Source organism: Pedobacter sp. UYP1 (assembly GCF_040547305.1).
Taxonomy (GTDB): Bacteria; Bacteroidota; Bacteroidia; order Sphingobacteriales; family Sphingobacteriaceae; genus Pedobacter.
In genome coordinates, this window is sequence record NZ_JBEPPL010000011.1 from 1 (window position 1) to 21,142 (window position 21,142).

Sequence of the window (21,142 nt, forward strand, 5' to 3'; positions counted from 1 at the left end):
AAAAAATGAATATCCTAATGTGAGGACATTCATTTCTAATGTCGTCCGAACATAGGATGTTTATTTTTTTTATAGCTGGAAAAACCCTAGAGAATAGTTTATAGCTAGAGAAACCCCAGAAAACAACTTACAGCCTAAACACCCCCCTAGTAAACCGCCTTATGGTTAACCACTATATCGCAAACCGTAACCTTCTTCGCAAAAACCTCTACAGGATTCAACTCCCCCCTCCCATTAGACAAGCTTGCGAAAAACATCCCACCATCCTCACCAGTAAACAAAGAATAAACCCCCGGTGCAAGCTTACACTCAAAAAACCCCTTTTCATCCGTCTTCACCTTCGCCACTAACGGCTGATGGATCGCCTTATACAACGGCCCCCCACCCTCTGCCTGCGCCCCTGTAGTCACCGCATAAATGTAAACAGTACGACTTGTCACCTTTCCCATATTGCCCCCAGGCTTCTGCCCAGGACCCGGCATAAAATTACCCTCCTTCACTGACACAGTTCCTTTTACCCCCTCCTGAATAACACCCGGCTGACCCGGAATTCTCGAAGCACAAGAAAAATTTACCAGGATTACTGCCGAACAAAAAATAGCTAAATAAAATTTCATCTGTATAGGTATTAAAGTTAAATTTGAAGCACCCCGTAACGCAATTCAAGCAATTTACAGTGCATTATGATTAATTCTCTCAATTTACGAAAGTGTGGACTATTATCCATAATATTCTGCGCAAGCCTTACACTTTCGCCAGTGCACGCACAACAAGTCATTATGCCTGGCGTTACCAATGCCACATTTCTAAGAGCCAATAGTGCCGCCCTTGCAAATACGGCCAATAAACAAAGAGCCAGTGCATTTGCCATTGCTGCCAGAAAAGGCTGGGCCATAACCAGAAGATATCGTGATGGGTCGGTCACGAGGCTGCAACGCCTTGATGATGCCGGTTTACCCGTATATTATACAACGAATAACAATATCATTGCTGCAGCAACCACACGGACCAATAAATTATATGATGGCGGCGGCTTAGGCCTGGCACTGAGCGGGAGTACTATTCCAGCAGGAAAAGTAGCTATATGGGATGGAGATGGAGTCTTAACCACGCATGTCGAATTTGCCGGCGGGAGAATTGAGATCAGAGACAAAACCCAAACCACATCCGAACACTCTACACATGTTGCAGGAACAATGATAGCCACTGGTGTAAACCCAATTGCCAAAGGAATGGCATTCGGGCTTCCTAAACTCTACTCCTTTGACTTTGACAATGATACGCCGGAAATGTCTGAAAATGCTGCCGGACTACTCATCTCCAACCACTCCTATGGAGTTGTTGCAGGCTGGTCTTTAAACACAGATATCAATCCAGAACGCTGGGAGTTTTACGCTTCACCAGGCGCTACAGAAGATTATAAATTTGGCTACTACGATTCTCAATCCTCAGACTGGGATAAAATCTGTTATAACGCTCCGTATTACCTTCCGGTCAAATCTGTAGGAAATAACAGATCATCCAATGGGCCGCCAGCAGGAGGAAATTATTACAGATACAATGCAGATAAAGTGATGGCAGATGCTGGCAAAAGACCAGAAGGTTTGAGCAGTAATGATAAATATGATAATATAGCCACTTACGGAACCGCAAAAAATATTCTGACTGTAGGTGCTATCAATCCGCTGGGAAATGGCCCCTATACATCCGATCGCATTCAGGTAGCCACATTCAGCAGTTGGGGACCAACAGATGACGGCCGGATTAAGCCAGATTTAGTAGCAGACGGTGTTAGAGTAACTTCGACCAGCAATGCAGGTGACGACCGGTATACGACCCTGTCAGGCACCTCTATGTCCACCCCAAATGTTAGTGGCTCACTGATACTTTTGCAAGAACTCTACAGTCGCCAGAATAACTCCGCCTATATGCGTTCTGCAACACTAAAAGCCGTTGCCATTGGTACTGCAGCCGAAGCAGGAAGCACTCCGGGCCCTGACTACAGTTATGGATGGGGATTATTAAATATGGAAGCTGCTGCACAAGCAATCCTGGATAATCATATTAAAAGTAAAATAGCTGAAAACCTCCTTACCCAGGGAGAACAACAGTTTATTGACGTAGTAGCTAAAGGCGGAACTCCCCTTACAGGCACAATTTGCTGGACTGACCCCGAAGTAACTCCAATCAGTACCCTCGATGCCCTCAACAACCCAGCTCCGCGGTTAGCCAATGACCTTGACCTGCGCGCTGTTCAGGAATCTGTGACATTTTTACCATGGATACTTGATCCCGCTAAACCAGCAGCTCCGGCAACAAAAGGAGACAATACCAGGGACAATGTTGAACAAGTTAGAATCGATGAACCTGTTGCAGGAAAAACATACAGATTTAATGTATCCCACAAAGGAACACTTAAACGTGGAGCACAAGCCTATTCAATCCTGTTAACAGGAATAAATGGTGACGCCACTTTTGGTTCAAATAAAGTAACTGAAGGTGAATTAAATATGATAGTTTACCCTGTTCCGGCAAGAAACGAAGTGAATATCAATTTCACTATAGCAGACAAAAAAGATGTGAGCATCGATCTGTTCAATATATCAGGACAAAAACTTTACAGTGAAAAGAAAAATGATTTTTCAGGCGTGTATTATAGTCAGATAGATCTCACGCACTATGCCAGCGGCATGTACTTTATGGTCGTAAAAATAGGACAGAATTCTTATACCAAAAAATTCATCTGCACTAAATAATGGTGAATGGGTTAAGCTCTCTTTTCTATTTCAATCTGGATAAGCTGAGCCACCCACTCCAGCTTTTTCCTGTCTTCAGGAGTGAATTTCCTGACCTTTTTATCTACGATACAAACTGCACCAATATTAAAACCTTCTGAAGTTGTAATCGGTACCGCAGCATAAAACCTAAGACCGAATTCACCTACTACTAAAGGATTTGACATCAGACAAGGTTCTACCAGCGCATCCTCAAAAACCGTCAGCTCGTCTCTCAGGATAGCCAGCGAACAAAGACTCGTACCCCTTTCTACCTCACTGCCCGAATCACCCTGCTGATCAGCCTTTGTCCAAACATGGTCCTTATCAACAAAGTTGATCATCGCCAAAGGAACTTTTAACATGGTTGCTGTAACAGCTGCCAGCTGATCGAAGATCGGTTCTGATTTGGTATACAAAATTTTATACTTTTTTAAGTTCTCTAAACGCGCCTCTTCATTCTGTGGAATTATATTCCTTCCAAAAGTATTCTCCAATGTGTTATTTATTACTTGTATAACTTATACCTGCGAACCTATACAATTACCATACCCTTTTAAAATATTTAGTCAAAAAAATCTTACACCAAACAAGAGTATAATTATATTCCTGTTTGGTGTAAGGACGGTAATTACTAATAACTTAATGCAACAATCTGCCTGACATCACCGGGCTTAATGCTTTTATGTTCTCCTAAACCTAACCATCCCCTGCTGGTAAACCGCTCTTCGATTTTCTCTGCAGTACCCTCGTAATCATCAGTATATTGAGAAAGCCTGGTATCAATACCTAAGGAATGGAAAAACGATTCCGTTCTAATGATAGCCAGCTCTGCTTTTTCATCAACCGTACCCTCCTGAATGCCCCAGATTCGTTCTGCGTACTGTGCAAGTTTTTCCTTCTTCTGCTCAAAATTATACCGGTAATGTCTGGGTACAATAATTGCGAGCGTCCTTGCATGATCAATACCAAACAATGCCGTCAGCTCATGGCCAATTGCATGCACAGACCAGTCAGTAGGTACCCCCTTCTGAATCAATCCATTCAGAGCCATTGTACAGCACCACATAAAGTTTGCTGCAGCCTCATAATCTGATGGATCCTGCTGTATTCTGGGTGCTATTTCTATCAACGTCTGCATAATACCTTCCGCAAACCTGTCTTGCAAAAATGCCTGCGCAGGATAAGTCATATATTGCTCCAATACATGCGTAAACGCATCTGTAATCCCATTAGCCAATTGCCGTTGCGGAACAGATTTTACGACTAAAGGATCCAGTACAGAGAATTCAGGGAACAAACCAGGTCCGCCCATTCCGAATTTCTCCTGCGTGTCCGATCTTGTAATCACCGCACCAGAATTCATTTCCGAGCCCGTAGCGGGTAAAGTCAGCACTGTTCCAAAAGGCATCCCTTTATCGGTTCTGATCTTATTTTTTAAGATATCCCAAGGCTCATCCCCCAGATACAGGGCCGCAGCCGAAAGGAATTTAGTACCATCGATAACTGAACCACCGCCAACGGCAAGCAAATAAGTAATCTGTTTGGCTTTGATTATTTTCAATGCCTGCATCAGCACTTCATATTCAGGGTTTGCCGGGATACCACCGAACTCAGTTACATCAAAGCCTTTAAGCGCTGACATCACCTGGTCATAGATACCATTCGACTTGATACTTCCGCCCCCATAAAGCAATAAAACTTTTGCATTTTCCGGAATCTCCTGACTGATCTTTACAATCTGTCCCTTACCGAATATTATTTTTACCGGATTCTTAAATTCGAAATTCAACATATCTCTAAGGTTAATAAGCCTGAACTTTTTTTAAAATTGTGGATTAAACGCTTTAATCTTATCTCTTAACGCTCCGCTTCTTCATAGCGTATAAACTGCCATTTTGCCTTGGCATCTTTTTCAAAGAAAACTTTATAGCTATGATCAGGAGGTAAAGTAAAATGAAAAGATAACGTCGTTTCCTGATTATCTTTCGGTATGAAACTAGGGAGTAAGGTATTAGCAATTGCTTCTATTTGTTCTTTGGGCTGCATGTGTCTTTTATAAATAATAAAACAAAAGTATCAATTCTTTCTGCTAATCATGGCACTCTGTTTGTTCAGGATGTTTTCTAAAATTATGAATAGAATATTAGTTGTAGAAGACGATCCGGATTTACTGGAAGTCATTCAGATAGTTCTCGAAGAGAATAAATATAAGGTTTTCCCATTGATGAACGGAAGGCCGGTTTTCAGGATTATTGAAGAGTTCAGGCCGGACATTATCCTGATGGATATCAGACTCGACGGAATGGATGGAAGAGCAATTTTCAAAGAAATCCGGACCAGACCAGCTACCGCTCACTTACCGGTTATGCTAATCTCTGGTGGCTTTTCTGAAGACTATATTATGCGGGAAAATTTATTGGCAGATGCTTACCTGGAAAAACCATTTGAGATGGGAGTGCTGCTGGATAAGCTAAAGCAGTTATTAAAAGAGCCTGCCTGAATTCATTATTCAAGGCAGGCTTTGAGTATTTATTGTTTGGTAACCTTAAATTCAGTTCTTCTGTTCAGCTGACGGCCCTGCGGATTATCTTTTCCACTCGGCAGCTGATTTGGCGCAATAGGTTTACTAAAGCCATAGCCCTTGCTCGTTATTCTGCTGGCAGCAATACCCTTGCTCACCAGGTAATCTACACATGACTGTGCTCTTCTTTCTGAAAGTTTAAGATTATAAGCAGCTTTACCTACATTATCAGTATGCGCACTCAGCTCAATTTCCAAGGTCTCATTGTCAACTAGTTTCTGGTAGAGTTTATCCAGTATAGCTTCTGATGCCGGATTAAGCTTAGCGCTATTAAAGTCATATAAGATATTTTCCAGGATAACCGGTTTATTAATAATGAACCCATCCAGACAGATCCGTGGATTAAGAAGCGTATCTAATTTAGCCAGTTCATCATAACTATAATTCAGCACTTTTCTGAAATAAAGGTTCTTCTCTGCCTTTATTCTTAACTGACGATTAGAATTTACCTTAAACCTGTATTTACCATCAGCCTCAGTGATCACCTTTATGATTTGTGTAGAATCACTCAGGGTAACCACCGCACTATCCAGTGGTAAATTGGTTTTACAATCCAGGATTGTTCCCTCTACAGTCAGAAAATCTTTTTTAACATGAAAGATCTCCAGACAACAGACCGACTCTCTGTCAGAGCTGATATATCCTTCACTATCCTCACTATCAGAAGGCGTGAAATAAGCATCATCCTTTGAAGAGTTAAAAGGAAACCCTAAGTTTCTTGGCTCAGACCAGGCACCAAAATCACCCGAACTTTCATAGAAATCCAGCCCACCCATCCCGACTCTTCCATCACTACTGAACAGCAATTTTTTAGTCCGTTCATTGTAATAAGGAGCTTCATCATTCTCTGATGAATTGATCGTATTCCCCATATTAGAGGCCTCACTCAGCGTTCCATCACTGCGTAATTTACAATACCAAAGATCAAATTTACCTAGTCCACCAGGTCTGTCGGACGAGAAAATAAGATATTTTCCGTCTTTACTTACAAAAGGCTGCATCGAATTGAAACCTTCCACATTTACCTCAGTACCTAATACTTTTGGTGCTGCCCAAACCTCACCGGTACCTCTGGAAACATTAACCTGATATATCTTTTTATTGCCTGCTCCACTCCAGACCGTCACATACATGACCCTTCCGTTAGGACTGAATGCCGGAGCAGCAAATTCTTTACCTTTTTCTGGTGTGCCCATTTTTTTCACCGTTGTTGATGTTCTTAATGGACTGCCTGAAGCTGAATAAATTGCATTAATAAAAGGGTTCTCTGATTTGACAACTTTAGTCTTCATCTTACTATCCCTCACAGTCTGTGTTTTGTTACCTACCGCAACAGGTCTGGACGAAGTAAAATAGAAGTTATTGTTTAACAGTAAAGGTGCATAGTTAGAACCCTGATCATTAATTTGATTCAGCAGTTTACTGAATTTATATAAACGCGGATAACGCATTTCATACAATGCAAAATTACAGGAAGCAATCTCTAGTCTCGCTTTCTCTGCATAATTATCATTTGCCTTATATTTAGTTAAGAACTCTTTAAAAGAGATAATTGCATCATTGAATTTTTGATTCGAGCGCTGACTTTCTCCGAAATAGAATAAGCTTAAGGCGTACTTAGGGTCGCTGAAGTTTCTGGCAATGGCATACCAGGCTTCCGCTCCCCTGAAGTCCTTATAAAGGCGGAGTGAAGACGCTAACTGAAAAACACAATATTCATATTCAGGACGCTTTGGGCTCTCTTTTTTCACCTTAGCCTCAAAAGCATAGGGTACAACAAAACCGGTTGTATCATTTGAAATATTTAATGCTTTTTTATAGTATTCGGCAGCCGCATAATAATCCTTATTCTGGAAATATACATCAGCAACTCTTTTGTTATTGGTTACATATTGGGCCTGTGCTCCTGTACTTAATAAACAGATCAAAAGCAATAGTCTGAGAGGTTTCATATTTGTGGATTATAAGCGTGGACAAAAGAAGTTAGGACCTGAAATCCCCCTGCGGCTGGTAAAGGATACTGACAATTCCAATCCACCTTTACTTCCTGTTGCACGGTTAAGTCCTGAAGTATTGAAGTCATAACTTACCCCGAAAGTCATATTCTTCAGGTGCAGCCCGAAGAAGGCTATCGCGGCGTCGTCAAAACGGTAGTTAGATCCAAACATCAGATCAGCATCCGGGTTAACATAAAACTGCCCATAGGCCCCCACCGAAGTTTCATGCGCCTGACCTTGTTTCATATAAAGTCCATTCGGCGTAATATCAAATACATCATTCACTTTAACACGGGCACCACCATGTACAGTATACCGGATAGGTATTCTGACATCATTGCCAAGGAAACGATCAATTGGCCTGGTCAGGTGATTGGCTGCCACTCCACCAAATACATTCACACGTTTGTCTCCACTTCCATCAAAATACATGGCACCCACATTCACATCAGGCACCAGTGTATTACTGGAAGTAAAATTTTCATTAAAGGGTAAACTTGGATCGTATCCAGTTCCAGGATTAAACTGGTTACCCAGCGTAACTTTCGAAGGATCAAAACTCTTATTTAATATCCCTGCCTGTAAACCAAAGTTGATCATGTTTAAGCCTGCACGACCAAAACGGATCCGGTAAGCAGCTGAAGCTAATGCATTCAGGTAATTATAACTTACATCTCCTGCATTCTGATTCAGGATCATCCCTCCAAAAGCAAGGTTTTTAGTAGGCGCCATATCAAATGAAGCGCCTGCTGTGAGGTAAGAATGGGAGACCGACCCCCATTGTTGTTTGGCATTGACTGATACCCGGTAATCTCCATCGATTACACCTGTTAAGCCTGGGTTAAGCCATAATGGATTGGCATAATATTGTGAAAAGTGAGGATCGATTTGCGCACTAACCTTCGAAGCCCCCGTAATGCACAACAAGCCCAAGACGATGATTTTTGATAGTTTCTTCATGTTATTTATATTTCAGGTTAATGGGTCTCTTATCTTAAAATGGTTATTGTTCCTTTTCTCTTATCTGTAGAGCCGTCTGTGAGGGTTATTTCTACATAGTATACATATACACCATTCGGTTGTATCTGCCCTCTGAATGAGCCATCCCATCCTACTTGCTGCTGCAATGACTCGAATATGAATTGTCCCCACTGGTTATAGACACGCATTCTCAATTTAGCGATTGCATTTCCATAGACATAGAAGATATCATTTTTACCATCTCCGTTTGGCGTGAATGTATTCGGAATAAATACATCGTTAGGTACCGTTCCATCCGTTGCTGTACCAGTTACGCTGCCTGCAGCACTGGTTTGACAGGTTGTACTTCCTTTTGCTCTCACCATCAATTTAACGGTCGTGTTTGCAGGAAGTCCTGAGATCAGGTGTGTGGTGCCTGCTGCTCCCGAACTTGGATTAGTCCAGGTAGTTCCTCCATCCATTGATACTTCATAACTGGTTGCTCCGGGAACATCGTTCCAGCCAAAAGTGATACTGCTCAGTGTACTTGATTTCACTACCACTACTGGTGATGAAAGTGCTGCTGCAACAGTCACATTAACTGCAATTCTGCCACTGGTCGCTGTTCCTGAAATCGCTTCAACATAGAAGATAGTCGTTGCAGTGATTGCTGGTGTAAGGAAGGCTGGACCTGTAAATAATACGCTTCCTCCTGTTGGGGTATTGTACCAATTATAAGTTACACCGGTCAGTGCATTAGTGACAGTTAAGGTAACCGGACTTCCTCCACAACTTACTGCATCTCCTACTGCCGATGCTGGTACGGTAACATTAACGGTATAAGTATTGGTTGCTGTCAGTCCGTTTCCATCAGTAACCGTTACCACTACAGAGAAGCTTCCTCCTAGTGTTGGCGTTCCTGAGATTATCCTGGTTGCCGGATCAAAGTTTAACCCTGGAGGCAAGCCTGTAGCTAAATAGCTGTATGGTGCTGTTCCGCCAACTACTGCTGGTAAGGTTTGAGGTATGTATGGGCTGCCTACCTGTCCATCTGGTAAAGTTGCTGGTGGTAAGTTCATTTGTGTACTACTGCCTACACCCAGAACAAATGCAGCTACCGCTGTACATCCTTTACTATCAGTTGCGGTTACAGCAAAAGCATAACTTCCAGCTGTTGTTGGTGTTCCGGTCAGTAAGCCTGCCGATGACAGCGATAAACCTGCTGGAAGTGTACTTCCTGGTTCCAGACTGTAAGTATATCCAGGAGTACCGCCAGTTGCCGAACCAACCTGTGCTGAATAAGTAGTTGAGGTAGACGCACCGGCCAATGTTGCACCGTTGAAGATCAACGCTGGGTTTACAGTTAAGACAACTACTTTAGCAGTGGCCGATGAGCTTTCGCAAGTATTCGGTCCCTGTACAGTGACATAGTAAGTGGTATTGGTGGTAAGTACTGGGGTATTGTATACCGCACCTGTAAATACTGCCGTGGTTAATGCAGCGTCGGTGTACCAGGTAAATACTGGGTTACTTACAGTTGCACTGCTTGCAGTTAAGCTAGCACCGGATCCTCCGCACACTACAGATGGGATATCTGTTATCGTAATATCTGCTGAACTGGCCGGAGATTTCAAGTTCACATTTACAGCAACTCTTGTACTGGTTATTCCAGCCAGACCTTCTACATAGTAAATAGTGTTCACTGTTATAGCAGGGGTCTGGAAGCTTGTTCCAGTAAAAATCGGGATTCTTGCAGTTGCATCTGCAAACCAATTGTAGGTTATTGCAGGTACCGCATTGGTAACTACTAACGTGACGCGGCTTCCTCCACAATTCGATCCATCAGCAACAATTGGTGCCGGTACAGTCACATTCAGCGGATAGTTCGCCGAGGCGTTTCTGTTACTACCATCGGTTACTGTCATGGTCACAGTGAACATACCGCCTATAGTTGGTGTTCCTGTGATGCTCCTGGTTGCAGGATCAAAGTTTAACCCTGGAGGCACGCCGGTAGTTACGTAAGTGTAAGGAGCTGTTCCACCGATTGCAGCTGGCAAGGTTTGTACAGTATATGCAGTACCTACTTGTCCGTCTGGCAAGGTTGCTGCTGGTAGTGACAGTACAGCTGTAGTACCTATGTTCAGTGTAAATACACCTGAAGTACTACAGCCTTTACTGTCCGAGGCATTAATTGTGAATGTATAATTTCCAGCTGTTGTTGGTGTTCCGCTGATTGATCCTGCAGATGACAAGGTCAACCCTGCTGGTAAAGCACTGCCTGATGCCAGCGCATAAGTATAAGGCGCTGTACCACCGGTAGCAGGATCAATTTGTACACTGTATGGGTTGATTGTAGAACCGTCATTCAGTGCCTTACCTGTAAAATTCAATGGAGCGTTCACATTTAAAGTGATTGCCAGTGCCTGGCCAGCCAGGTTCGGACATTTATTCAGTCCCTGTACGGTTACATAATATGTTTTGCTTGCTGTCAGTGCAGGTACATTGAAAACATCACCTGTAAATACTGCATTTACTAAAGTGGCATCTGTGTACCAGGTAAATACTGGATTAACCACAGTCAGACTGCTGGCAGTTAAGGTTGTGCCTGATCCCGAGCAGAGAATTGCCGGAACACCATTTACACTGATATCTGACGCAGTTGCAGGTGGATTAACAACAAGAGTGACAACTTTTGCATCTGCTGCAGCATTTTTACATTTATTAGTTCCCTGAACGGTTACATAATATAATGTAGTCGTAGCGGAAGCTGTAGCAACAAATGTGGCTCCTGTTTGTGCCACCATAGTTAATGCAGCGTCTTTATACCAGATAAATACCGGATTGATCACTGTCGCTGAGCTGGCTGTTAAAGTAACCTGAGAACCTGCACAAGTACTTACTGGTATACCAGTCACAGTAATATCTGCAGCAGTAGCTGGTGGATTTACGGTTAAGGTGACCACTTTGGCCATGCCCGCTGCGTTAGCACATTTGGTATCTGCTTTTACAGTGACATAGTAATTTGTAGTTGCTGTTACTGAAGGCACATTAAAGGTTGCTCCTGTAAATACTGCATTAGTTAATGCAACATCTGTAAACCAGGTAAATACTGGGTTGGTCAAGGTACTTGTTGCTGTTAATATAGCACCCGTGCCCACACACACAGAATTTTCTGCACCCGTAACAGCGATATCGGCAGCTGTAGCAGCTGGGTTTATAGTAATGGCTATTGGAGTTCTTGCCAATGTGTTTCCACATGAGTTACCATTTGAGGCTTCTACATAATAAGTTGTAGTTCCTACTGGCAGACTAGTTGGCGTAATAAAGCTATTTGTGTTTGAGGCAATCAGGTTTCCTGCAGTCAATGCATCGTACCAATTGTAAGTAACACCTGTAACAGGATCTACCCTTAAGGTAACAGGCGTATTCAGACAAGTTGTTGCTGGATTTCCTGCTGCTGGTATCGCAGCCGGAGCTGCACCGGTAATAATAACTGTTACCGTAGTTCTCACTAATCCCGCACAAGTACCACGAGTTGCATTTACTGTATAAGTATAAGTTCCTGCAGTCAGCGTAGTTGGTGTACTGAAAGTCGCATCGTTACTTGCTACTGCACCTGAACTGTCATACCAGGTATAAGTTACTCCGGTAACAGGATTGCTCACTGCAAGTGTTGCAGCGCTGCCTTCGCATGCTGAAACCGCAGTAGCAACAACAGTTGGAGGCGCTATAATCCGCTGTGCGTAGTTCAGATTGATAGAGGTAAGCAGACCTGCTGCTCCAGATTTAAGTTTCAGCTCTATGGCATCGAAAGTAGTACCTGGAGTAAAAGTGATTGTCGCATCTTTATTTCCAGTGACCAGATTCAGATTCAATTGTGGATCGGTAATATTTTTTTCATCGTTATTACTTATTCCATTTTTATAAGTCGTTACGGTAATGCTGTTGGCAATACCCAAAGTAAGTAGTGCACCTGTTTGAGTGAGACTGACTTTAACCTGATCACCAGGAGTTGAAAGTCCTGCAAAACCTACACGCTGACTTACAAAGCTATTTCCTAATCCAACCGGAATAAAGAGTGAAGAACTTGTATTAGCGTCATCGTCTACTGCAAAAGCAGGATTAGCTACACCTGCGAATAAAGCAGGACCGTTAACCTCTGTAGCTTGTGCAACAGTAGCACCTTCACAAGGAACTGAGCCTGGATTTGGTGTAATCGTGTTTACAGTCACTACAACCGAAGCGGCAGCCGAAATACAAGTTCCTGCTGCACCTTCTGCAGTTACATAGAAAGTAGTAGTTGTGGTTAGCGGATCAGTTGCAAACATTCCATTTGCACCATTCGCTAAGGTTGATAATTCTGGTGTACCTGGTGTGATAGCCGGATCAGCACCATACCAATGATAAGTTAAACCAGTGGTTGATGAGTTTGCAATCAACACTGCTTTTTCTCCCGAATTGATCGTTACTGCTGCAGGAGTCAATACTGGTGGAGTTAAGCTGCCGACAGTAACTGCTACTGCTGCTTTTGCAGAAGTGGTACCGCAGGTATTAACAGCTTCTACTTCATACGTTACAGCTGCAGTAACTACATCTGTAAATATTGAGGTTGTCTGACCAGGAACCAATATACCAGCTTTATACCAGTTATAGGTTACTCCTGACTGAGGACTTTGTACTTTGATTTGTATGCTTGATCCTGCACAGGTACTCAATGAAGGCGCAAGTAATAATGGAGTTGAAGGCGCAGGACTAACTGTTACATTCACCTGAGTTCTTGAACTTCCGCAACCTCCTCTGGATGCTTCAACAAAGAATTTAGTAGCTGCCGTAATTGCAGGTGTAGTAAAGGTAGCTCCATCGTTACCTAAATAGGTTCCCGCGGCATCGTACCATTTATAGATGATACCTGGCTGCGGAGCAGGCACAGATAAAGTTGCTGGCGCATTTAAACAAGCGGTTACATCGGCCGAGGCAACTACTGGTGCTTGAGCTGTTCTTTTTGCATAGTTAAAGTTAATAGAGGTTAAAGCGCCCAGCAGACCTGAGTTCAATTTAACTTCTACACCGTCAAACTGAGCGGCCGGAACAAAGGTAAGCAGGGCCTGACTGCCACCACTTAACAATTGAAGATTTATGATCGGATTATTTATAGCAACACCGTCATTGTTGCTGGTGTTACCCTGATAAGTAGTTACAGTTACACTTGGAACAAGTGAAAGTGACAATAACTGACCTGGTGAATTTAACAGTACCCGTACAGTATCACCTACGTTGGACAATCCGGCAAAAACAGCTTTTTGATAAACATTTGAGCCTATACCTATTGGTATCGCCAATGTCGATCCTGTTTGCTGATCTCCGTCAATCGCCAATTCAGGGTTATCTACTCTGGCTAATATAGAAACCAAGCCACCAACATCATTAGTCTGACTGATTGGTCCTTCACAACCTACTGGTATAGGTGTTCCGGTTGGCACTACAGTAATGGTCTGTTGTACTCTGATCGAAGAAGCACAACCGGTCACTGTAGAAATTGCATCCAGGTAAAAAGTTGTAGTGGCAGTAAGCGGTGGCGTTAAATAGGTTGCTCCAGTAAATACAGGAGTTGTTGCGGCAGCATCAGTGTACCAGTTAAAGGTAACATTGTTTTCTGTTGAAGTCCCTGTCAGGCTTACGCGCTGACCTTGGGCAACCGTAGTCATTGCAGTAGAAATCTGTGGAGTAACCGGACGGGCATTCACAGTGACGTTTGCTGCTGTACGAGTTGCTGAAACACAACTTCCATTAGTCGCTTCTACATAATATGTTGTAGCTGTAGTCAATGCAGGAGTGGTGAAAACCGTACCTGTAAATAAGGCCGTTCCGCCTGTAGCATCTGCATACCATTTATAAGTAATTCCAGCTATCGGACTGTCTACTGATAAGGTTGCTGGTAAACCTGCGCAAACCGGAACTACTGTGCCCAGCACCGGAGCGGTAAGGCCTGTAGTAACAGTAACCGTTACAGGAAGACGAGTATCATTGGCACAACCGTTTTTACTTACTTGTACGTAATAGATCGTAGTTGCAGTTAGTGCTGGTGTAGTAAAGATATTTTCGGTCGATAAAATTGTACCACCAGTTGCAGCACTATACCAGGCAATGGTCGTACCTGCTATTGGTGCAACTTGCAGCGTGGCAGTTGAACCTGAACAAATGGTTTGATTGCCTGTAACTATTGTTGGGTTTGGGGCAACCACATCTGCACCATAAATATATACATTGATCAATGCAGAAAGAAGTGCATTGACTTTGACTTCTACTCTGTCATAAACGCCGCCCGCGACAACGCTGGCTTTAAATCTGTTTCCTCCTAATAAACTTAAATGAATCAGGGATGAGTTTAACGGATAGCTGCTCACCACAGTTGTACCATTCATCACGTTAATGGTAGTTCCACCAAGAACTGATAAATCTAACAGACCTGATGGTATTTCCAGATCAAGACGGATACTATCTGTTGCTACGCCAGGATTCTGGAAAATTAAACGTTGGTATCCTGTAGTTCCAATACCTGCAGGCAACGATATTCTGGTATAATTCGTCAGATCGGCATCGGTAGAATTAGCTGGATCAAAGATTGCACAGGCAATACATAGCAAGCCCCCTGTAATTCCACTTTCTTGTTTGGTTGCAGCATAACAGTTTGGATTGACTGTTCCATTAATCACACTCACTACAACTGGAACCCTGGTTGCGCTGGTACAGCCAAAACTATTGGATGTTCCTGCATAATAAGTAGCATTGGCTGTTAGTGCTGGTGTAGTAAATGTCCCGCCCGAAGCTAGTTCAATGCCACCTGTTGCTGCTGCATACCATTTGATAGTTGAACCAGATGTAGCGGTAGCTTGCAGGGTAGCTGTCTGGCCAGAGCTGATTGTTACGCTATTAATTACTACAGTTGGTGCATCGGGCGCAGGGTTCACGGTTACGGTAACCGGAATACGCGCGCTTACTGCTGTTCCTGAAACTGCTTCAGCAAAATATGTAGTAGTAACAGTTAATGCAAGTGTAGTAAAGGTGGTTCCGGTACCCAGTGGAGTATTCCCGGTAGAAGAATAAAAATTATAAGTTACCCCGGCAGTAACATTATCAACTGTTAAAGTTGCTGAGTTACCACTACAAACAGTCGTACCAGCTAAAATGGGTGCATCAACAGTAATATTCAGTGCATAATCCGTACTTGTCGTATTCCCTGCATTGTCAGTAGCTTTCATCGTAATGGTATAATTACCACCAGCAGTTGGAGTTCCTGAAATTACCCGGGTTGCAGCGTTGAAACTTAAACCTGCAGGTAATTGAATTGCTGCGACACTATAAGAATAAGGACTTGTACCACCTGTAACAGCTGGCAAACTTGGAGAGGTATAAACCGCACCTACTTTACCGTTTGCTAAAGTAGCAGCTGGCAGTGTAAGTGCACCGGCAACCTTTAAAGTATAAGGAACAGTGATTGTATTGTTTGCTGCATCGGTTACTTTGATTGAAAGTGTGAAAGTACCAGATTGTGCAGGTGTTCCTGAAACTGTTTTAGTTAAAGGATCAAAAGTCAGTCCCGGAGGCAGATTCAAACCTGCATAAGTATAAGGGCCGGTTCCACCAGTTGCATCAGGAATCGTCTGGGTCGGATAAATCACATTAACCGCTCCGTCAGGAAATATAACATTACCTAATGCCAGCGCATCTCTAACAGTAATAGTATAGTTCAGGGTAGCAGTATTGTTTTCATTATCGGTTACAGTGATTGGAAAAGTGAAAGTACCCGTTTGTGTTGGTGTACCTGTAATTGCCCTGGTTACCGGATCAAAACTTAATCCAGGCGGCACATTGGTCGCACTATAAGTAAAGACACCGCTTCCACCTGTTGCTGACGGTATAATCTGAGGAGTATAAGGTAATCCTTTAGCACCGTCTAATAGAGTTGAAGCTGTGAGTACCAGCGGACTTCTAACTATAATCGTATAAGTAGTAGTCACGACATTTCCATCTGCATCGGTAACAGTTACCGGAATAGCATAGGTACCCGCAGTTGTAGGAGTTCCTGTTAATAATCCGGTAGCCGGATTTAAGGTAACCCCCGGAGGCAGATTGGTTGCAGCATAAGTATAAGGTGTGCTGCCTCCTGTTGGAGTTGGCAATTGTGTATCCGGATAAACCTTATTGACTGTACCATTTGGCAAAGTTGCCGCTGGTAAAGTTAAAGTTCCTGTGATAGTTAAAGTATGAGCTGCTGTAGCGGTACATCCACCGGCATCAGTTGCGATCAAACTAAAAGTTGTTGCTGCCGCTGCCGCAGTAGGTGTTCCGCTGATCAGACCTGCTGAAGTCAGGGTTAAACCTAAAGGCAATGCACTCCCCGGAGCAATTGCATAAGTGTATGGACCTGTTCCGCTGGTTGCAGGGTTAATTTGTTTCGTATATGCTTTGCCGACTGTACCATTGCTCAATGGAGTTGCAGTGAACAACAATGTTGGTTTAACAGTTACCACAACACTGTCCAGATCAGATTCTGCAACGCAACCGGTTTTCTGCGCAGCTACATAATAAGTATAAACGCCAGCTGCCAGACCAGGTTCTGTAAGGACATTGGCCGTTACACCTGTCGCAGCAGTTCTTGGTCCGTTAGGACCAACTTTTTTGTAGAAATTATAAGTATAACCAGCATTGGGACTTTGAGGGGCTAAGATTAATGTACTACCTCCGCATAACGCTTGTGCATTACCAGTTACCCCGTCAAATAATGGCTTAGGTACTGTACGTTGCGCTTCGTGAATATTCAAACCTCCTGCCAGCAGGTTACCTCCTATGGCCAGGCCATTATCCAGTGTAACTTTGATCCTGTCAAATGGAGCGCCTGGTGTAAAGAAAACCGGAACCTGAGTATTATTTGTAAATAAACCGAGCAGATCAAGGTTAATTAAAGTACCAAGTGAATTCAGATTGCCGACCGCCGTGTTTCCATTATAGGCTTGCACGGTAATTGTTTTCAGTACGTTCACACTGAGTACGGAACCACCCTGGGAAAATACGACCTTAGCCACATCTGTTGCAGAGGAAAGTCCGTTTAAATAAATAGTTTGTGAAACTGATGATCCTAAGGTCACTACTCCTGCCTGAAGTTGTGAAAAAGTATTCAAGTTACCATCAATAGCATTTTGAGGATTAGCTACCAGGCTTGTTAAAGAAACATTTAAGCCTGTCGCTGCTACACTCGTAAATATAGAAGAGCTGCAATTATCGGTATCATAATTGAAAGCAGGATATACATTCATATTGATTGAACTTCCAAGACTGATTGAAAGAGCATTACTACGTACTCTTAACCGGATACGGAGTGAATTGTAAGCAACTGATGAAGTAACTGCAAAATAAGTTTTCCCGTTAACATCAGTCACAACTGTAGCCGAAATATTAGCAGCAGGTATTATTGTACCATCGCTACCAGCAGTCGCACCACTATAAGCATCAATTTGTACAATTCTTTTGGAGAAGAGTCCGGTAAGATCTCCTACAATTCCGAGTAAATCGAGGTTTAAGCCATTATTGGTGGGCTGGTCAAAACGAACATAAGTCGTTTTTCCGGCAATTAAAGGACTACCATATTTAAGCTGTATGTACGCTTCCCCTTCATACCCCAATCCGAGTAAGCTGAAATATCTGGCATTCAATGTAGCTGGTGCTCCCGGCGGCTGCAAGATTGCATTTCCAGGATTATCGATCGATGCCACATTACCTGGATTGGAGTTTGGATTATCCGATCCAATATTATAACTGGCAATTCCCGTTGACGGAGTTACCGTGGCGTAATTTTTTGTTTGTGCATACGATCGTGTACCAAATAGCGTTATAGCTAGTATACTAACGAGAAGACAGAGGTATTTTTTTAAAATTCGGGGAGTAGACGTATATTTCATACCGGCAGTTTTAGAGGTTAACTTTAAATACTTTCCGACAATTTTAAGTAAAGGCCGCCTCTAATCAGGTGTTCAAATCATTCATTTGAACTGACCAAAATGAACGCCTTATTCTATTCATTTTGTTCAATTTCTAATTTCTAATTCAGAAAATTTTGATCATGTGCTTTTAAACGCACTCTAAAAGCATTTATCTGCTTAAAGTATAATTTGTTTCTTTTTTTATTTAAATCCTTTCTGTTCATTTATCACGTATATGTGTATATTCGGTTACTATTGGTGTCTAACTAGCTTTTTAACTAAACTCGAATAATACAATAGAAAAAAACGGATCTATGGAATACAGTCACCGGCTGAACGAACTTAAAAGCTTGATTCTCTTAAAATGTGGTATTCGATTTATTACGCCTGCTGACTGTAAGAGAATCTCTATTGAGATTAGTAAGCACCTTAACAAGAACGTAAGTGAAACGACTATTAAAAGGTTATTTGGTTTCGCTGTTGTTAAACATAAGTTTTCTACGTTCACCCTGACCACTCTCGCTGAATACGTTGACATTGCATCGGTCGATGTAATCGATATTTCACAACCAGTCCATCCTACAGATGAATGGAAAAATCTTAAAGATAAAGCTGATAAGATCACCCAGTTCACATTAAAAACAATCAGGAACAGATCTGGCATTCCTTATGACATTACAATCAGCCGAAAATTTGCTGAGTATGATTTTGATGAGTTCTATGCTGGCGATTATATTTTTACTAGTGTAATTTCGCAACCTGGTTATGGAAAGACGATTTTACTCAGCCATTTAGCAGAAGATCTGTTTTATAAACAGGATGCAGCTTATAAAGATTCTACTGTATTATTTGTTCAGGCCTATAATTTTTTTAGTAAGGATCAGGCAGAACTTAATATGGAGGATCAGCTTAAGGCCCAACTGCAAATAGATCCCGCTGAAAATACGCTGGAATATATCAATAACATTCAGGCTGCACATGGTGGTAAGTTTATTATCATGTTAGATGGATTTGCAGAGCTGATTTTAAAGAAAGAAGATAAGAACCGCTTATTCGATAATATCATTAACCTGATCTGTTCATTGGAAGACTTCAAGAACATCAAATTAATGATGAGTCTGCGCTCTACCACCTGGATGAGATTTTATGAACGCATCCGCCATTCTTCTTTTCTAAAGTCCAAATGGTTCCCAGGTAATTACTTCAATCTTCATGAGCTGTCCAATGTTCCTCCCCTTACGGAAAAGGAAGTAGACATTATCATTTCTAAAATCAATTACCTGGACAATAAAGAAATTAATCCGAGACTCAAAGCCCAGCTGAAATTCCCATTGCATATCCAGCTCTATTATCAGCTAAAAGAAGAAGATCCTGATTTTAATTATTATACAAACATTACTTTTTATGAGCTGGTTTCCCGTTTTATTCAGGAAAAGATTTACCGCTCAAACTATTATACAGAAAAGATACTCTTCCTTAAAAAAATCATTCAGCTTACTGAATATGGAAAACAAACCAATGCGGTAGAAAAAGACAGTTTGCTCTCTGAGTTGTCTGCTTTCCGGAACGCTTATATGGAATTGCTTGCTGATGGTATCCTGATGGAAGAGAAGCGGACAGAAAATGCACACCCGAAAGAGTATGTACGCTTTCTGCATCCGCATATGTTCGAATATTTCCTTTTTGTTGAAATTCTGGAAAAATTCCATCTGCAGGTGAACATGGAATTCTTCACCTATATCAATACCGAATATGAAGCTAACCAGGTACGCTTTCAGCTTTTACAGTGGACTACACGTTTCCTGATCAAAACAGGTAATTTCCATGAGCTGAAATCTGTTTTCAAACTGAACCTGAACAGTTTCGAGACTAATTACCTGATCCTGTTTATGGCAGAAGAGATTAAATACAGATCGAAGTTTAATCCTGACATTATCAGAGTACTGGACGAAAATCAGTTCCATGAGATTATCATCTCGAAACTCATTAATTTTGATTTTATTGATTCCTGCTACAAGGAGGCTGTTGCGGCCTTAATTGACATCGCAAGCAATGATGATCATTTACTGGTCTATAATTCGATACTCGGCGTGCTTGAAGTCATTAAGCTGGATAAAGAAGCGATCAAGGCAAGAATAAAAAACATCAGTGCACTGAATGCTGCCGACTGGATGGTCAACCCGGTAGAAGCACTGCAAATTATTTATGCAAAGATTAATGCGGAGCAACCTGCTGAAAGGAATTTGCTGGGCAATATTGAGAGTTTAAGAAATGGCGACAACCCTTTTGGCGTCAGGCCTGAGAATCATATTGATCCCAGGCAAGGTATTTCCTATCTCCTGATCCTATACGTAAACCTGTTTACTGGTGATGCCACTTCCGGCCACGAAGTCATTTCTAATATTGTTAAACTTCATCCAAGAGAATTTGCAAAAAGAACTACTTTCACTATTTATATACTTGCTGTTTATGGAATGTATAGTTCCAGAAGTGCACCAGGAAAGAAAACAGATCAGATTGAGAATATCATAGTTTATCTATCAAACAGGAACTGTACTAATTTTGCCAAGTATCAGGAAGTGATTTTACTGATGTTCCAGGCTCAGCAATATTACAATAGAAAAGAATATGAAATTGCAATTCATCATACTAAGGAATGCTTGTTACTTTTCAGAAGAAATAACGTACTGCTGAACGCCATGTTCATGTTCAATCTGCTGATTAATATCTATACTGATATGAAAGAGTACGATCTGGTCAATGAATACAAATACGAGAAGCTTTGTCTGCTTGATGAACACCAGGTTTCAAGACAATTGTTTTAAGCGCCAATCAAAAACGGGTCTGCCT

10 protein-coding genes are annotated in these 21,142 nt (G+C 42.1%); 3 read left to right on the forward strand and 7 right to left on the reverse strand.

All coding sequences use genetic code 11. The annotated features are described in order from the left end of the window. Positions 1-146: 146 nt before the first annotated feature. Positions 147-617 (reverse strand): hypothetical protein, encoded by a 471-nt coding sequence (locus ABIB30_RS18965; RefSeq protein ID WP_354304625.1) that lies wholly within the window; start codon positions 615-617, stop codon positions 147-149. Between the two features lie 141 nt (positions 618-758). Between ABIB30_RS18965 and ABIB30_RS18970 the strand changes: the two genes are divergently transcribed. Continuing rightward, positions 759-2,756, forward strand: a complete 1,998-nt coding sequence (locus ABIB30_RS18970; protein ID WP_354304626.1) for a S8 family serine peptidase — start codon at positions 759-761, stop codon at positions 2,754-2,756. 11 nt (positions 2,757-2,767) lie between these two features. Here ABIB30_RS18970 and ABIB30_RS18975 read toward each other — a convergent pair whose 3' ends face one another. The 3 genes from ABIB30_RS18975 to ABIB30_RS18985 form a co-directional block, all read right to left on the reverse strand. Beyond that, a complete protein-coding gene (locus ABIB30_RS18975) occupies positions 2,768-3,271 on the reverse strand; it encodes a GAF domain-containing protein (RefSeq protein ID WP_354304627.1) in 504 nt (167 codons plus the stop codon). Between the two features lie 137 nt (positions 3,272-3,408). After that, positions 3,409-4,569: an iron-containing alcohol dehydrogenase gene (locus ABIB30_RS18980; RefSeq protein WP_354304628.1), complete on the reverse strand. Its 1,161-nt coding sequence runs from the start codon at positions 4,567-4,569 to the stop codon at positions 3,409-3,411. A gap of 65 nt (positions 4,570-4,634) precedes the next feature. Further along, positions 4,635-4,823, reverse strand: a complete 189-nt coding sequence (locus ABIB30_RS18985) for a hypothetical protein (protein ID WP_354304629.1) — start codon at positions 4,821-4,823, stop codon at positions 4,635-4,637. 85 nt (positions 4,824-4,908) lie between these two features. On the opposite strand from ABIB30_RS18985, the gene ABIB30_RS18990 reads away from it, so the two are divergent. Beyond that, a complete protein-coding gene (locus tag ABIB30_RS18990; protein WP_354304630.1) occupies positions 4,909-5,277 on the forward strand; it encodes a response regulator in 369 nt (122 codons plus the stop codon). Positions 5,278-5,306: 29 nt separating this feature from the next. Here the strand turns inward: ABIB30_RS18990 and ABIB30_RS18995 are convergent, their stop codons facing one another. Genes ABIB30_RS18995 through ABIB30_RS19005 form a run of 3 tightly spaced genes read right to left on the reverse strand, consistent with a single transcriptional unit; the run spans position 5,307 to position 18,271 of the window. Beyond that, positions 5,307-7,310 carry an OmpA family protein gene (locus ABIB30_RS18995; RefSeq protein ID WP_354304631.1) on the reverse strand — a complete coding sequence of 668 codons (2,004 nt, stop codon included), beginning with the start codon at positions 7,308-7,310 and terminating at the stop codon, positions 5,307-5,309. 9 nt (positions 7,311-7,319) lie between these two features. Then, positions 7,320-8,315: a PorP/SprF family type IX secretion system membrane protein gene (locus ABIB30_RS19000; protein ID WP_354304632.1), complete on the reverse strand. Its 996-nt coding sequence runs from the start codon at positions 8,313-8,315 to the stop codon at positions 7,320-7,322. A 29-nt stretch (positions 8,316-8,344) separates the two neighbouring features. Next, the gene (locus ABIB30_RS19005; protein WP_354304633.1) at positions 8,345-18,271 is read right to left on the reverse strand and encodes an Ig-like domain-containing protein; all 9,927 of its coding nucleotides are present in this window, start codon (positions 18,269-18,271) and stop codon (positions 8,345-8,347) included. Positions 18,272-18,606: 335 nt separating this feature from the next. Here ABIB30_RS19005 and ABIB30_RS19010 point away from each other — a divergent pair, with 335 nt between their 5' ends. After that, positions 18,607-21,117: an NACHT domain-containing protein gene (locus ABIB30_RS19010; RefSeq protein WP_354304635.1), complete on the forward strand. Its 2,511-nt coding sequence runs from the start codon at positions 18,607-18,609 to the stop codon at positions 21,115-21,117. Positions 21,118-21,142 lie beyond the last annotated feature (25 nt).